Consider the following 15125-nt stretch of genomic DNA (forward strand, 5'->3'; position numbering starts at 1 on the left):
AGTGAGTCCTCTGGGAGGGGCCGTCACCCGAACAGGGTGGCGAGCGTCCTGAGCTTGGAGAGCGAGAGGTCGGGACTGCTGCGCACGTGGCCGAGGATTCGGGCCAACGTGGCGGGGGAGAGCGGCGGGCGGGTGAAGCTCGCGGGCATGCGAGGGCCCCACTGCGCCATGGCCTCGCGGCTCACGGTGTGGACGCCCATGGGGACTTCGGAGGTGAAGAGGTCTCCGTCGCAGTAGTGCTCATGCTTCGCCCCGAACGGGTCCTTCCAATAGTCGAAGACCTGGCTGCCGAGGATGTGTCGGCCGATGCCCCACGCGTGCGTGTAGCCCCGCTCACGCAGGATGCGCTGGCCCATGCCGACCGCGTCCGCGTCGACCACCTCGTAGGCGCTGTGGCTGTACGTGGGCATCACGCCCTGCGCGAGCGCGAGCGTGTGGTGGTCCGCGGGCGTCGCGCCCAGGTCGAGCCGGAGGAACGTGACGGCGGGAGAGCCATCCGGCAGCACCTGCACGTCGGACGGGATGAGCCCGAAGTGCTGCGTGTACCAGGCGCACGTCGCCTGGTAGTCGGCGACCTCCAGCACGACGTGGCCCAGGCGGAGCACCTCGGGGGGGGACTCAGGGAGCCGCTGGGTGGCGTTGATGCGCGTGGGCGCGTCCAGGTTGAGCGGCAGGGGCGCGCGATGGGGCAGGACTGTCGCGGGCTCGCGTCCGCAGACGGCCTCGACCTGGAAACCGGAGGGGTCCGTGAGTCGCACGACGGCGCCACCGCCGGGGCCTTCGAGCGGCTCGATGCCGGACGCGCCGGGCAGTTGGGTGAGCGCGGCGAGCTCTCGACGCGAGGCCACCTCGAAGCCCAGCCCCACGAAGCGCGCGCGCCTCCCCACGTCGACGCGGTAGCAGTACGCAGCGGCGTCCGCCGCGCGGTAGAACGACGCCTCGCCGGACCGTCCCGCGAACGGGAGACCGAAGTCGGTGAGGAAGCGCTCCGTGTCGGCGCCGTTCGGACGCTCGAAGCGCAGGAAGGCGAGACTGCGTGCCTTCGTTGTCGGGTTCGGATGGCGCGCGGGTTGCGGCGTCTGGAGCGTGGGCGTCATGCCAGGCCTCCGGGAGGTGGGAGCGCGGGCAGCTCCGTGGTGGAGAGCCGGAGGGCCTCGTCCGGCGGGACGCCCAGGGCTCGCAGGTAGAGCTCCGCGGTCTCCGCGCCCGCGTCGCGCCAGGTGCGGTGCCCCTCGAGCACCAGCGCCATCGCGGCGAGCACCCCGCCGCCGAGCAGGGCGATGGCCGAGGGGAACTGCTCCGGCCTCAACGAGAACCGGCCGCGCTCCATGCCCAACGCCATGTCGCTCGCGGGCGGGCCGCTCCACAGTCCCTGGAGGGTGGGGGTGCTGACCGCGAAGCGGACGAGGAAGCGACCCCAGTGTGGCTCTTCATGCGCCCGCCGCACGAAGAAGCGGATGCCGTTGGCGAGTCGCTGCGCGGGATCCGCCGTCTGCTCGAAGCTCGCGGTGACGCGCTCGTGCATCTCGTCCGCCAGCCGCGTGGCCACCTGCTGGAACAGCGAATCGACCGACTCGAAGTGGTTGTAGACGGTGCCTCGCGCCACCCCCGCGGCGTCCGCCAGCTCCTTCACCGTGAGCTGGGTCACGCCCTTCTCGGCGAAGAGCCGAAGCGCGGCGTCATGGATGCGAACCTGGGCGACATTCATGGACTTGAACATGCGTGTTCAAAATTGATTCGTCAAGTTCAACATTGGCTTGACGAAATGAACACTCGTGTTCAATTTTATCCCATCATGGTCATCGATTCCTCAGGAGTGCTCCACGACGTGGTGGTGGTGGGGTTGGGCCCGACGGGGGCCATGCTCGGCAACCTGCTGGGCAGGGAAGGCTGCTCGGTGGTGGGGCTGGAGCGGGAGGACGACATCTACTTCGCGCCTCGCGCCGTGCACTTCGACGACGAGGTCATGCGCGTCTTCCAGGGCGTGGGGTTGGCCTCGGAGATTGCCCGGACGAGCGAGCCCTTCACGCAGATGGAGTTCCTGTTGAAGCCGGGGACGGAGCCGGTGATGCGCACCACCATCGGCTCGCAGGACGGGCGGCACGGATATGCGGGGGCGTACTGGTTCCACCAGCCGACCCTGGAGGGACATTTCCACGCGGGGCTGGCGCGGTATCCCCACGTGAAGGTCCACCGGGGCATGGAGGTGACGAGCGTCGTCGACCAGGGTGGGCACGTGGAGGTGCGCGCGCGGTCCCGCTCGGGCGAGGAGCACCTCTTCCGCGCGCGCTACGTCGTGGGCTGTGACGGGGCGCGGAGCATGGTCCGTCGTGAGGCGGCGCTGCCCCTGGTCAGCGCGGACTTCGACGAGGCCTGGGTCGTCGTCGATACGAAGACGCGGACGGGGCAGAAGCACCCGGACCTGCCACGCCATCATCGGCAGATCTGCGACCCGCGGCAGCCGGTGACGTACGTGCCCCTGGCGGGCCCTCACTACGAATGGCAGTTCATGGTGATGGGGGGCCTGTCGGAGCGGGAGGCCACCGACCCGGTGCGGGTGCGGGAGCAACTGCGCGGCTTCGTCGACCTCGACACCGTCGAGCTGGTCCGCATCGCGTACTACAAGTTCCACGCGCTCTGGGCGCCGGACTGGCGGGCGGGGCGCATCCTGCTCGCGGGAGACGCCGCCCATCAGATGCCGCCGTTCCTGGGGCAGGGGATGTGCGCGGGCATCCGGGACGCCGTGAGCCTGGCGTGGCGCCTGCGGCTGTTGCTCCGAGGGCTCGGGGATGAGCGGCTGCTCGACGACTACCAGGCGGAGCGCTCGACGCACGTGCGGCACATCATCGAGGGCGCGATGTACCTCGGTCGCGTCATCCAGACGCGAAGCAGGCTCGTCGGCTTCCTGCGTGACTGGCTGCTGTTCCGTCCGACCGAGGCACTCGCGCCGCTCAAGCGACTCGCGTATCGGCACGCCAACCGCAAGCGCCCCCTCGAGACGGGGTACCTCCTGAAGGGCAGCACCTGCGCGGGCGAACTGCCCCCCCAACCGTGGGTGCTGAGACGGGATGGCGCGGAGGTCCTGTTGGACGAGACCCTGGGCACGGACTTCACGCTGCTCGCGCGCTCGCGGTTGCTCGACACGCCCGAGGCACGGGCCTCGGTTTCGTTGCTGCGGGAGCGGTTGCCGCTGGAGGTCCGGGACTTCGGCCCTGGCGCCGAGCTGGGAGACCGCGACGGCGTGCTGACGGCGTGGTTCACGGAGAAGGACCTCGACTTCGTGCTGCTGCGGCCGGACCGGTACGTCCTGGGGGCTGGCCGGTTGGCGGACCTGGGGCGCGTGGTGGAGTTCGCGTTGAGCCGATTCACCCCGGTGGCGATGCGGGAGGCCGCATGAACGAGACACCCGTGCTCATCGTCGGCGGTGGACCGGTGGGGCTCACGCTCGCGCTGGCCTTGAGCCGACAGGGCGTCCGCTCCACGGTCGTCAACGACCGGAAGGAGACGACGCGTCACCCCAAGCTGGACGTGGTCAACTGCCGCTCGATGGAGATCTTCCGGCAGCTCGGGCTGGACGAGAAGATCCGCGCGGCGGGAAACCCGCTCGATGCCAACCAGTACTCGGCCATCGCCGCGTCGGTGAAGGGGCCCGTGTACACGGTGATGCGGGAGCGTCACCTCATCTACCAACCTGTCGAGACGGCCCGGACGCTCATCCGGGAATGCACGGACGGGAGCCTGCCGCTCGAGTCGATGCAGCGCATCGCCCAGATGCACCTGGAGCCGGTGCTGCTCGCCGAAGCGCGCGCCGATCCGAACATCGACGTGCGCTTCGGTGCTCGCCTCTTCGGCTTCGAGCAGGATGCCACGGGGGTGACGGCGCTCGTCCACGACGTGGACACCCGCGCGCAACAGCACCACCGGGCCCGCTACCTCATCGGCTGCGACGGTCCATCGAGTCGGGTCCGCAACTTCCTCAACATCGACTACGACGGGACGCGGGACCTGATGGGCGAGCTGTTCATCATCCACCTGCGGTCCAAGGCCATCGCGGGCCTCTTCCCGAACGGGCAGCCGTACTGGCACACGTGGCTGTCCCGCCCCGGCTTCAGCGGCCTGCTGGTGTCGCCCGACGCGAGCCGGGACGACTACGTGCTCCACCGCCCCTTCGGTCCACGCCCGGGCGAGTCGCTCGAGGACATCGTGGACGCGGCGCTGGGCACCCAGGTGCCCTATGACATCGTGCAGAGCGGACCGTGGCGCCCGCAGTTCCTCGTCGCGAAGTCCTTCGGTCGTCACCGCGTCTTCCTCGCGGGCGACGCCACGCACCAGTACATGCCGACGGGCGGGCTGGGCATGAACACGGGCGTGACGGAGGCCCACAACCTGGCGTGGAAGCTGGCCGCGACGCTCGCGGGCTGGGGCGGTCCGAAGTTGCTGCCGAGCTACGAGGCCGAGCGCCTGCCCGTGGCCCGGAGGAACCGCGAGCACGTGAAGAAGTGCGCCGCCGCCGCGTTCGAGTCCCAGTTCCAGACGAGCGCCGCGGTGCTGGCGCCGGGCGCCGTGGGCGAGGCCGCGCGGGCCCTGGTCGCCCGCGAGTTCGAGGCCCGGACGTCACGTCTCTACGAGTCGCTCGGCGCGGAGTTGGGGTATCGCTACGGCGACTCCCCCATCATCGCGAGGGAGGAGGGCAGGGAGCCGCCCTGTGACGAGGTGGCGTACCTGCCCACGACGTGGCCCGGCGCGCGGCTGCCGAGCGCCTTCCGCGATGATGGGCAGGCGGTGTTCGACCTGCTGGACGCGAGCGGGTTCACACTCCTCGCCGCGTCGTCCGCGAGGAACGAAGCGGAGCGGTTGACCCTCGCCGCGCGTGAGGCCGGGGTCCCGCTCAGGCAGGTCCTCCTCGAGGAGCCGAGGTTGAGGCAGCTCTACGAACGTCCCCTCGTGCTGGTGCGGCCCGACCAGCACGTCTGCTTCCGGGGCGAGACGCTCCCGTCCGAGCCGCGTCGGCTCATCGACCTGATTCGCGGAGCCGCATGACATGCAAGCATTCCTGGGTGACCTGAAGCTGCGAGCGCTGCTCCTGGCGACGGAGCGGTTGATGCTCCGCGCGCGCGCTCGCTCCGAGCGCGTCCGGCAACTCGTCGACGAGGCGTCCCACGTCCTGCAGATCCGCACCGAGTCCGGCTGCGGGGGCTACTTCGAGGTGCGGCAGGGCCGGGTGCGGATGCGCTTCGGCCTCCACGAGGCGCCCGACTTCACGCAGACCTGGAAGGATGGCGGTGACGCGGTCCGCGCGCTGACGAGCCGCGACGAGGCGGACCTCGCGCGGGCCTTCGAGGCGGGGGCGTGCCGAATGTCCGGGAGCTTCCTGGTCGCGCTCTGGTTCAACGAAGTGATGAAGCTTGCGCGTCCTCGCTGACTGTGCGCACGCCGCGGCTCGCGGGATTGGAGAGGCGGACCCGAGGCGCACCGGTTAGGCTGCGCGCGCGATGTCCACCCCGAACCCCGCCTTCGCGCGAGTGACGACCGCGCGGCTCCTGCTGCGCGCCGTGCGCGACGATGACCTGGACGTCATCTACCAGCTCCACGTGGACCCCGAGACGAGTCGATTCGACGCGACCGGGGCGCTGACGTCGATGGCCGAGGCGCGCGAGTTGTTGGCGCGCTGGCAGGCAGACTGGTCCCGGGAGGGCCTGGGCTACTGGATGGTGGAGCGGCTGGACGCGCCGGGCCTCGTCGTGGGCGTGGGCGGTGTGCGCCACAAGGAGATCGAGGGAGAGCGGGTGTTGAACCTCGCCTATCGCTTCTCTCCGCGGGCCTGGGGGCAGGGGTACGCGACGGAGGTCGCCCGCGCCGCGCTGGACCTCTCCGCCCGGTACGTTCCGGACGTGCCGCTGGTCGCCATCATCAGCCCGGTGAACGGACCGTCATTGCGCGTCGCGCAGCGGCTGGGCCTGCGGCTGGAGCGCGTCATCTCGTACCTGGGGAGCGACAACGGCCTGTACCGTGTCGCCGGCCCTGGCGGCGTTCGACCCTCTGGGTCGGGAGTCATCTGACATGTCCACCGACGCGACCTCCGAGTTCCTGCGCCGCCTCCGTGAGGAGGAGGCCTTCGAGAACGAGACCTTCAGCGACCTGCTGCTCGACGGGGCGGACCTGGGCGGCAAGGAGTTCTATCGCTGCACGTTCCGGAACGTGCAGCTCCAGTCGTCCCGCTGGAAGGAGTCGCAGTTGGAGGACTGCGTCTTCGAGGGCTGCAACCTGACGCGCTCGAACGTCCTCGCGCTGCGCCTGAGGGGCGCGCGCTTCGAGGGCTCGAAGCTGATGGGCATCGACTGGACGGGCGTGGCGTCCAACCCGGAGATGCACTTCGAGGAGTGCGGTCTCCAATACGACTCGTTCGTCGGCTTCAGCCTGAGGAAGACCCCGTTCCTGCGGTGTGTCTGCAAGGAGGCGAACTTCTTCGACATGGACCTGACGGAGTCGGACTTCTCCGAGACGGACCTGACGGGAAGCAACTTCCGGGGCTGCACGCTGACGCGCGTCACCTTCAGCGGGACGCAGGGGTTGGTGCTCGACCCGGCGCGCAACCGACTGAAGGACACGCGCGTGCCCCCGGAGACCGCCATGGCCCTGGCCCATTCCCTGGGCATGCTGGTGGACGGCTACCACGCCAAGGCGTCTACGCGCGCAGCGGGCTCGAAGAAGGCGCGCTGAGCGGCCCGGCTCAGAACACCTGCTGGAGTCCGAAGCGGCCCCGGGCGCGAGCGGAGTCTCCATCCACCGCGACGACGGGCGCGAACTGTCCCTGGTCCGGGTCGTAGGCGTGCACGGAGCCGTCCTCGAGCTGGTACACCCAGGCGTACAGGTTCAGTTGCCGGCGAGCCAGGGCCGCGGCCACGGTGGGCAGCGTGCGCAGGTGCTCCATCTGCACCAGGACGTTCTCCTCCACCGCGGCGTCCAGCAGGGGCGGGCCGGACAGGTGGCGGTAGTTCTCCTCGATGATGCGCTGGGTGGCCTCCGCGTGGCGCAGCCACTCCCGCATGGCCGGAAGGCGCGCGAGCTTGTCCGGCTCCAGCAGCCCCTGCATGGCGCCGCAGCGCGTGTGTCCGCAGACGATGATGTGGCGCACCCCCAGCGCCGCCACCGCGTATTCGATGGTGGCCGCCTCGCCGTTGTTGGCGGTGCCATGGGGCGGGACGATGTTGCCCGCGTTGCGGACAATGAACAGCTCCCCGGGCCCCGCTCCCGTCAGCTCGTTGGGCAGCACGCGCGAGTCAGAGCAGGTGATGAAGAGCACCTCCGGGCTCTGCGCCTCCGCGAGCCGGGAGTAGAGCTCCTGCTTGGAGCGGAAGATCTCGGTCTGGAAGTGGTGCAGGCCGGGAATGAGTTTTTCCATGGCCCCGAGCCTTTCCCAGTCCCGGGGTCGCCCACAACGGCGAACCCGGACCTCTGTCTCACTTCGGGCGCCATGTGCCAGTCAGGTGTCGGGCGGGCAGCTCCCCACCCGCGCACCTGGAGGGGGCTTGGTCAGGGCGTCACGCCGAAGACGGTGGTGGTCGCGAGGACGCTCCCGCCCTCCTTCGCCGTCTTGATGGTGAACACGTAGGTGCCGGGGGCCTGGATCCACGGCGCGTTCTCGCAGTGCTTGCCGCGGTCGCTCTCCTTGGTGAAGAGCTGCTCGGGAGCGCCGTTCGCGCTGACCTTGATCCACACCGGATAGCTGAGGCCGGAGGTGTTCCAGCAGATGCGCGAGGTGCCGACCTGGCCCACGGGAACGGTGACGGTCTGCGGCGTGCCCCAGAGGGTGACCGTGGTGGGGATGGGCGCGCAGGAGACGGCGTTGGGACAGCCTCCGGGACACGCGGTGCTACACGCGAAGCCCACCGTGGCGTAGTTGGGCGGACACAACGGGCCACAGTAGATGACGCCCTGTTCGGTGGACTCCAGGGGGGAATCGGTGGCTTCGTCCTCGCCCCCCGCGCAGCTCGCGAGGAAGAGCAGCGCGACGGCACCCATGACACGACGGAGGTTCTTGGTCATGGGGCTCTCCTAGGGAGTCCCCAGGGAGCGCGCGCGATTTTGTTCCGGGTTGTGCCGTGCCGGACCTGCGGCGTGTGTGGCCACCGTCATCCGGCTCCGTCCCGGGTCGGAGGTGACGGAGGTGCGGGGCCGCGAATCCGGCGCGGCGCGCGTCGACCGTCCCGGGCCCTTCAGCGACGTCGCGGGGCGACTTCTTCCGTCTCGTCCTCGACGTAGTCGGCGTCGGGCGTCGGCACCTGCTCCGTCTCGTCGTAGGCGCCCTCGTCGTCATACGCGGGGGCCGCGGCGGCCTGCTGCTCCGCGCGGAGGCGCTGGAACGCGAGGAAGCCCACGGCCCCCAGGCCGACGACGAAGATGATGGGCCCTGGCGACAGCTTCATGTGGAGCAGCGCCCAGAGCAGGCCCACGCCCGTCACGCCCGCGGGCGCGAACCGCGTCCACGCGGGGCGGTCGACCTCGGGACGCAGCGCGAGCAGGCCCAGCATCGTCAGGAGCAGCAGCTCCATCACCACGGCGCCCGGCAGCTCCCAGCCGGACAGGGTGGTGATGCCGCCGCCCGCGGAATACAGGACGTCGTCCGGGGGCCGCGTCGTCTGGATGACCCGCAGCTCCGGAGGGCCCGCGGGCATGGGCGCGTTCTCGGGCGTGTTGGGCAGCGTGCTCACCGTGGCCCAGGGCGCGTAGAGCGTGAGGATGCACAGGCCCACGCCGCCCAGCGCCACCACCTCCGGGACGAGCAGCAACTGGCGCGGGTCGAAGTAGCGCGCCACCACGCCCTCCGGCCCCGCGAGGACCTTGCGGTACTGGTCGTGAACCACCAGCCCCACGGAGACCAGCCAGAGCACCGGCGTGAAGCCCAGCCCCAGCATGCGGATCGCCAGCGCCACCAGCAGCGCGCAGAACGCGGCGGTCACCTCGGGGCGGAGGAGGAACTCGGGCACCAACCCCGTGAGGCCCTCGGCCTCGTTCGCCTGGCGCAGCTCGCGGGCCACCAGCAGCACCGCGCCCACCAGCGTCGCCAGCGTGGCCACCACGCCCACGCCGTCGAAGGAGGGGAGGATGGAGAGCGCCAAGGCGAAGGCCAGGATGCCCAGCCCCACCACGCTCTGCGAATGGCCCGGGACGCTGGCCAGCCACTTCGGCCCGTCGTACTTCGGGCGGGACTGCCCCGGGTCCGTGTCCTCTCCGGCCTCGACCGCCCGCGGCGGCGGCGCATAGGAGGGCTGTCCACCCGACCCGCCACGCGAGTAGTCATCCGCCTCGTCGAGGATCTCCGCGGCGTAGGAGGGCTCCTCGAGCGCACGCTGGGGCCGGGAGGGACGCAACGCCGGCCGAGAGCCCGTCAACTGCGAGGGCGTGTCCGGCATCTTGGCGCCACAGTTCTCGCAGTACTTCAGCCGCGCGTTCGAAGCTTCGCCGCACTCCGGGCACCGCATGGTCCCACCTTGCTGATGTGGGGGAAGGGGGAGCCCCCACGGTCCAGCGCAACCCGTGAATACTCGGAAACGTCACCGGAAGCGAGCGCCCCCGGGTGAAGGGACTACGGGCGAGCCGTCCCGGGCATTGCGGCGGCCTGGGCGCCCGTCAGCTCGCGGATGCGCCGGCCCAGGGTGTCCGGGTCGATGGGGCCGACGTGCTTGGTCAGGATGGTGCCGTCCGGCGTGATGAAGTACGTCTCCGGCACACCCGCCACGCCGTAGCTGACCGCCATGCGCGAGCGCGGGTCGATGAGCTGCGGGAAGCTGTAGCCCTGGCGCCGCAGGAACTGGCGCGCGTTGTCCTCGGTGTCCTCGAAGACGACGCCCAGGAACACCGCCTGGGAGCCGAACTCCCGCTGGCCCCACTCCAGCACCGGGTGCTCGTACTGGCACGGCCCGCACCAGGACGCCCAGAAGTTGATGACCACCGGCCGGCCCTTGAGGTCCGCCAGGCTGACGCGCTCCCCCGTGTCGAGCGAGCGCAGCACGAAGTCCGGCGCCGGCTTGCCGGCGAGCATGAAGGGCACCTCGTGCGGGTTGCGGCCGAAGCCCTTGGCCAGCACCACGAGCAGGGCCACGCACAAGCCCACGAACAGGAGGGTGTAGCGCCAGCGCTTCATCAGGCCGCTCCCTGCTTCGCGTCGTCACCCGCGAGCGGCGCCGCGGCGCCCAGCTCCGCGCCGGACAGCGCCACCACCGCGCGGCGGCGGGGCCACAGGGCGATGAGCGTGCCCAGGACCAGGAGCGGGATGCTCCACCAGATCCACCCCACCATCGGGAAGACCCAGACGTTGAAGCTGGCGTTGCCGGCCTGCTCGGAGAAGGCCATGAGCGAGATGTACAGGTCCTCGCCCGCCGTCTCCCGCACCGCGGGCGTGCCGATGGGGTCCGTGCTCCGCTCGTAGTAGTTCAGCCGGGGCTTCTGCTCGTCCACCTTGCCGCTCGGCGTCGTCACCTCCACGCGCGCGGCGACGAAGGTGCGGTGCGGCTCCTCGCCGCTGACCAGGCCCAGGTAGCGCAGCTTGTAGCCGTCCAGCTCCATCACCTGGTCCTTCTTGAGCGTGCCGGACGTGTGCTTCACGTACGACGACGACGCGGCCACGGCGACGATGATGAGCACGATGCCCAGGTGGACGACGTAGCCACCGAAGCGGCGCTGCGCCTTGGTGGCGCTCGTCATCACCGCGGTGACCAGGCCCTCCTTGCGCTCCGCCATGCGCACGCGCACCGGCGCCACCAGCTCCCGCAGGGTGATGACGGTGACGAAGCCCGCCAGCCCGAAGGTGAGCAGCGGGTAGAAGCCGCGCATGCCCACCGCGAAGCACACCACGGAGACGACGAGGCCCACGCCGGTGGGGATGAGGAACTGCCGCCGCAGCGTGGCCTTGTCCGGCGTGCCCCAGGGCAGCACCGGGCCCACGCCCATCAGGAACAGCACCGCGATGCCGCCGGGCACCGCCATCTTGTTGAAGTACGGCTCACCCACGCTCACGCGCACGCCGCGCACCGCCTCGGACACCAGCGGGTAGAGCGTGCCCAGCAGCACCGTGAAGGTGATGGCCACGAACACCAGGTTGTTCACCAGGATGCTCGCCTCGCGGGACACGAGCGAACTCATCCGCCCCTCAGGCACCAGCAGCGGGCCGCGCACCGCCAGCAGCGCGATGCACACCACCAGCAGCACGCCCAGGAACACCAGGAACGTGGGGCCGATGTCCGACTGGGTGAAGGAGTGGACCGAGTTGAAGATGCCCGAGCGCGTCATGAACGTGCCGAGGATCGTCAGCACGAAGGACGCGAGCGCCAGGCTCAGCGTCCACAGCTTCAGCATCCGCTTGCGCTCCTGCACCATGGTGGAGTGCATGAACGCGGTCGCCGTCAGCCACGGCAGGAAGCTGGCGTTCTCCACCGGGTCCCACGCCCAGTAGCCGCCCCAGCCGAGCACCGCGTACGCCCACCAGGCGCCGAGGATGATGCCGATGGACAGGAACAGCCACGCGACCAGCGTCCAGCGCCGCAGGGGCGCCATCCACGCCTCGCCGATCTCCCCGCGCAGCAGGCCCGCCACCGCGACGCCGAAGGGCACCGTCATCCCCACGTAGCCCAGGTACAGGAAGGGCGGGTGGATGATCATCAGGATGTGGTTCTGCAGCAGCGGGTTGGGGCCGGGGCCGTCCGCGGGCACGGGGGACATGGCGCCCCAGGGGTTGGCCGGGCCGGCGATGAGGAACGCGAAGAAGACGCCCACCGCCAGCATGGTGCCCAGCGCCAGCTGCATGTAGCGCGCGTGCTCGCGGCGGTGCACCCACGCGAACGCGCCGATGTAGCCGCCCATGATGAGGCCCCAGAAGAGGATGGACCCCTCCAGCGCGCTCCACAGCGAGACGACGGTGTAGAGCAGCGGCGTGTCGCGGCTGCCCACCTGCGCCACGTACTTCACGCTGAAGTCGTGCGTGACGAGCGCGTACACCATGACCAGGTTCGCGGCGATCATGCAGCCGGCGAAGCCCCACACCGCGCGCATCACCCAGGGGAAGCCCGCCTCGCTGCGGCGCAGCCCCGTGAAGATGCCCACCACCGCGCCGAAGGCCGCGAACGCCAGGCCCCCGAGCACCAGCCCGTATCCAATCGTCCCGTTCACCGCGCGCCCGTCCCCGTGCTCGCCGTGGTGGTGCCGTCCGTGAGCGTCTCACGCCACTTGTTCGGGTCCTCGCCCTCCTTGGGGGCGCGGTACTCGTTGGAGTGGTTGACCATCAGCCGGTTGGAGGAGAACACGCCGGATTTGTCGTAGGTGCCCTCCACCACGACGCCGATCTTGTCGCGGAACATCTGCGGCGGCGTCTCCGTGGAGCGCACCAGCACGCTGGCCGTGCCTTCCTTCGCGTCGTTCGCCACGCGGAAGTGCAGGGTGGTGTGCTCGGCGTTCCACTGGATGCTGCCGGGTTGCACCACGCCGCCCAGGCGGATGGTGGCCCCGTAGGCCTTGTCGCCCTGGGCGAGCATCTCCGCCGGGCTCCAGTAGTAGACGAGGTTCTCGCCGATGTTGCCGAAGGCCACGAATCCCAGGCCGACACCTGCGACGAGCAGGGCCCCCAGGGCGATGAGGCGGTTGCGGGCGACAGGCGTCATGGGTTCACTCCTTGGCGTCCTGCGGGGCCTGGGGCCGGCGCAGCCAGAGGGACAGCGAGTAAAGCACGAGCGCCGCCACGGTGATGCCGTAGCAGCTCCAGACGTAGCCCCAGCCGCCCTGGATGCGGCCACTGCCCACCTGGGCGAGCACTCCCAGCGTCATCAGCGTCGTCATGTTCAGGCCACCTTGTGGGCGTTGGAGACCACCGACCCGCTCGCTTCCGGCAGCGCGTCCGGAAGGGCGACCTCCGCCTGGCGTTCGGCCAGGGCGAGGCGGTAGCGGGTGATGAGGAAGAAGATCGTGATCAGCAACAGTCCGATGGCGGACACCCGAAGCGGCAGCACCATCTGGGGATCCACCGTCTTGGGGCTCGACTGCACCTGGTGCAGGCTGCGCCACCAGCGCACGGAGAACCAGACGATGGGCAGGTTGATGGCGCCGAGGATGGCCACCACCGCGCTCCACGTCGCGCGCTTGTCCGGGTCCTCCACGAACCGCCGCAGCACCAGGTAGCCGGTGTACGTCACCAGCATGATGGCCTCCGACGTCAGGCGCGGATCCCACGACCAGTACACGCCCCAGGTCGGCCGGCCCCAGATGGCCCCCGTCACCATGCCCAGCGTGCCCAGCAGCAGCCCCACCTCCGCCGCCGACTCCGCCGTGGAGTCCAGCTTCCAACTGGCGTTGCCACGCAGCAGGTAGCTCACCGCCGCCACGAAGTTCAGCAGCATGGCCACCATCGCCATCCACTGGAGTGGTACGTGGACGTACATGATCCGCTGGACGTCACCCATCTCCCGGTCGGGAGGCGCCCACGCCAGGCCCAGCCACCAGCCCGCGGCGAGTACGCCGAGCCCCGCCAGCGGCAGGCCCCACTTGATGAGCTTGTTCATCGTCAGTCCTCGATGATGCGCGGGAACAGCAGGAACCCAACGCCCCAGTAAATCAGATTGAATCCCAGCAAAAGGCCCAGCCATGAGTTCAACTGATTCATGGGGTCTCCTTGCAACACCAGCGTCGTCGCCTTGGCCGCCGACAGCAGGGCGGGGATGACGAGCGGGAACAATAGCAGAGGGAGCAGGACATCCCGTGCCCGGGCGTTGCTGGAGATGGCGGCGTAGACGGTTCCGGGCGCGCTCAGGGCCAGGCTCCCCAGGAGGAGGACGCAGCCCAGGTCCACGAAGCCGGTGACGACCTTGACGCCGTACAGCGCGACCATGACCGGCAGCAGCAGGGTGCCCAGCGCCACCAGGAGCAGCGCGTTGCCCAGGGCCTTGGAGAGGTAGATGGCGCGCGCGTCCGCGGGGGCCAGCCGCACGCCGTCCATGCAGGCGTTCTCGGACTCGACGCGGAACGACTCGCCCAGCGCGAGCACGCTGGCGAAGAGGATGGCGAGCCAGAAGTAGCCGCCGGCGTTCTTCTCCAGCAGGCGCGTGTCCGGGCCCAGCGCGAAGGAGAACATCAGGAGCGTGGCCAGCGCGAAGAAGACGATGGCGTTGAGGCGCGCGCGTGTGCGCCACTCGATGAGCAGGTCCTTGCGCAGGAGCGCCAGCGTCGCGCGGAGCAGGCCGATGGGAGCGGGGCGGTTCACGCGGCCACCGCCCGTCCGTCCTGCAGGTGCAGCCGCTCCTCGCACAGGGTGAGGCCCTGCTCGACGAGGTGGGTGGCGAGCACCACGGTGACGCCGCTCGCCTTGAGCTCCGCGATGATGCCCTCCATGTCGTGGATGCCGGCGGGGTCCAGTTCGCCGAAGGGCTCGTCGAGCAGCGCGATGCGCGGGGCCTTGAGCAACAGCCGCGCGATGGCCAGGCGCTTGCGCATGCCCGCGCTGAAGCCGCGCACGGCGTTGTCCGAGCGCCGTCCCAGGCCCACGCGCGTGAGCAGCGTGTCCGCCACGTCCCCCGGCGACGGGTGCCCCAACAGCCGCGCCAGGACGACCAGGTTCTGCTGCGCGGTGAGGTCCTCGTAGAGGAAGCTGGCGTGGGACAGCAGGCCCACCTCGCGCCGGACCGTGTCGCGCTCCTGGACCGCGTCGTGTCCGAGCACCTCCACCTTGCCGGCGGTGGGGCCCAGGGCGGTGGCCACCAGTCGCAGCAAGGTCGTCTTGCCGGAGCCGTTGTGGCCGGTGAGCAGCAAGGAGCGCCCGGCCGGCAGCGCGTACGTCAGCCGAGCCAGGGCCCAACGGCGCCCATAGCGCTTGCTGACGTCGTGCAGCGCGAGCGCGGGAGCTGCGGAGAGGGAAGGCATCGCGAGCGGGTTCGTATCCGGAATCCGAACTGTCATCCAGTGAAACCCGGGCGGCTGGCCGCAGGGAGGCGGAGGAGGCCTGGAGTCTGTAAAGAGTTTCCCTTCCGGAGGACGCCAGGTGCCCGTGTGAGTGGCGCGCTTTCCTCCACGGAGACCGTCCACCGTTGGAAAGGAGCCCCGTCCCGTCGGGCGCCCCGTACCCCGCCCGGGCACGCGCGACCGCG

Annotated in this window: 17 protein-coding genes; 5 read left to right on the forward strand and 12 right to left on the reverse strand. The window is 70.2% G+C overall.

Annotated features, from left to right (window positions below; genetic code table 11):
- Positions 1–23 precede the first annotated feature (23 nt).
- Positions 24–1097: a VOC family protein gene (locus tag LZ198_RS31355; protein WP_253975792.1), complete on the reverse strand. Its 1074-nt coding sequence runs from the start codon at positions 1095–1097 to the stop codon at positions 24–26.
- Complete coding sequence (locus tag LZ198_RS31360) at positions 1094–1720, reverse strand: TetR/AcrR family transcriptional regulator (protein ID WP_253975793.1); 627 nt, start codon at positions 1718–1720, stop codon at positions 1094–1096. The genes LZ198_RS31355 and LZ198_RS31360 overlap by 4 nt, the downstream gene beginning before the upstream one ends.
- A gap of 75 nt (positions 1721–1795) precedes the next feature.
- Here LZ198_RS31360 and LZ198_RS31365 point away from each other — a divergent pair, with 75 nt between their 5' ends.
- The 5 genes from LZ198_RS31365 (at position 1796) to LZ198_RS31385 (ending at position 6720) form a co-directional block, all read left to right on the forward strand.
- A complete protein-coding gene (locus tag LZ198_RS31365; RefSeq protein ID WP_253975794.1) occupies positions 1796–3397 on the forward strand; it encodes a bifunctional 3-(3-hydroxy-phenyl)propionate/3-hydroxycinnamic acid hydroxylase in 1602 nt (533 codons plus the stop codon).
- The gene (locus LZ198_RS31370; protein ID WP_253975795.1) at positions 3394–5040 is read left to right on the forward strand and encodes an FAD-dependent monooxygenase; all 1647 of its coding nucleotides are present in this window, start codon (positions 3394–3396) and stop codon (positions 5038–5040) included. The genes LZ198_RS31365 and LZ198_RS31370 overlap by 4 nt, the downstream gene beginning before the upstream one ends.
- A 1-nt stretch (position 5041) precedes the next feature.
- Positions 5042–5422, forward strand: coding sequence for a hypothetical protein (locus tag LZ198_RS31375; protein ID WP_253975796.1), 381 nt, complete (start codon positions 5042–5044; stop codon positions 5420–5422).
- 70 nt (positions 5423–5492) lie between these two features.
- On the forward strand, positions 5493–6059 hold the full coding sequence (locus LZ198_RS31380) for a GNAT family N-acetyltransferase (protein ID WP_253975797.1): 567 nt from the start codon (positions 5493–5495) through the stop codon (positions 6057–6059).
- A gap of 1 nt (position 6060) precedes the next feature.
- A complete protein-coding gene (locus LZ198_RS31385) occupies positions 6061–6720 on the forward strand; it encodes a pentapeptide repeat-containing protein (RefSeq protein WP_253975798.1) in 660 nt (219 codons plus the stop codon).
- Between the two features lie 10 nt (positions 6721–6730).
- Here the strand turns inward: LZ198_RS31385 and LZ198_RS31390 are convergent, their stop codons facing one another.
- The 10 genes from LZ198_RS31390 to ccmA form a co-directional block, all read right to left on the reverse strand.
- Positions 6731–7402: a carbonic anhydrase gene (locus LZ198_RS31390; protein WP_253975799.1), complete on the reverse strand. Its 672-nt coding sequence runs from the start codon at positions 7400–7402 to the stop codon at positions 6731–6733.
- 131 nt (positions 7403–7533) lie between these two features.
- Entirely contained in the window at positions 7534–8046 is a 513-nt protein-coding gene (locus LZ198_RS31395) for a hypothetical protein (protein ID WP_253975800.1), read from the reverse strand.
- Between the two features lie 170 nt (positions 8047–8216).
- Complete coding sequence (locus LZ198_RS31400) at positions 8217–9482, reverse strand: zinc ribbon domain-containing protein (RefSeq protein WP_253975801.1); 1266 nt, start codon at positions 9480–9482, stop codon at positions 8217–8219.
- A 104-nt stretch (positions 9483–9586) separates the two neighbouring features.
- Positions 9587–10144 (reverse strand): TlpA family protein disulfide reductase, encoded by a 558-nt coding sequence (locus LZ198_RS31405; protein ID WP_253975802.1) that lies wholly within the window; start codon positions 10142–10144, stop codon positions 9587–9589.
- Positions 10144–12165: a heme lyase CcmF/NrfE family subunit gene (locus LZ198_RS31410; RefSeq protein ID WP_253975803.1), complete on the reverse strand. Its 2022-nt coding sequence runs from the start codon at positions 12163–12165 to the stop codon at positions 10144–10146. The genes LZ198_RS31405 and LZ198_RS31410 overlap by 1 nt, the downstream gene beginning before the upstream one ends.
- On the reverse strand, positions 12162–12653 hold the full coding sequence (locus LZ198_RS31415; RefSeq protein WP_253975804.1) for a cytochrome c maturation protein CcmE: 492 nt from the start codon (positions 12651–12653) through the stop codon (positions 12162–12164). The genes LZ198_RS31410 and LZ198_RS31415 overlap by 4 nt, the downstream gene beginning before the upstream one ends.
- A gap of 4 nt (positions 12654–12657) precedes the next feature.
- Positions 12658–12828, reverse strand: a complete 171-nt coding sequence (ccmD, locus tag LZ198_RS31420) for a heme exporter protein CcmD (protein ID WP_253975805.1) — start codon at positions 12826–12828, stop codon at positions 12658–12660.
- A 2-nt stretch (positions 12829–12830) separates the two neighbouring features.
- Complete coding sequence (gene ccsA, locus LZ198_RS31425) at positions 12831–13547, reverse strand: cytochrome c biogenesis protein CcsA (protein ID WP_253975806.1); 717 nt, start codon at positions 13545–13547, stop codon at positions 12831–12833.
- 2 nt (positions 13548–13549) lie between these two features.
- Complete coding sequence (locus tag LZ198_RS31430; protein WP_253975807.1) at positions 13550–14245, reverse strand: heme exporter protein CcmB; 696 nt, start codon at positions 14243–14245, stop codon at positions 13550–13552.
- The gene (gene ccmA / locus LZ198_RS31435) at positions 14242–14901 is read right to left on the reverse strand and encodes a heme ABC exporter ATP-binding protein CcmA (RefSeq protein ID WP_253975808.1); all 660 of its coding nucleotides are present in this window, start codon (positions 14899–14901) and stop codon (positions 14242–14244) included. Before ccmA ends, LZ198_RS31430 begins: the two co-directional genes overlap by 4 nt.
- Positions 14902–15125: the final 224 nt, after the last annotated feature.

The sequence above is a fragment of the Myxococcus dinghuensis genome (assembly GCF_024198235.1).
Lineage (GTDB): Bacteria > Myxococcota > Myxococcia > Myxococcales > Myxococcaceae > Myxococcus > Myxococcus dinghuensis.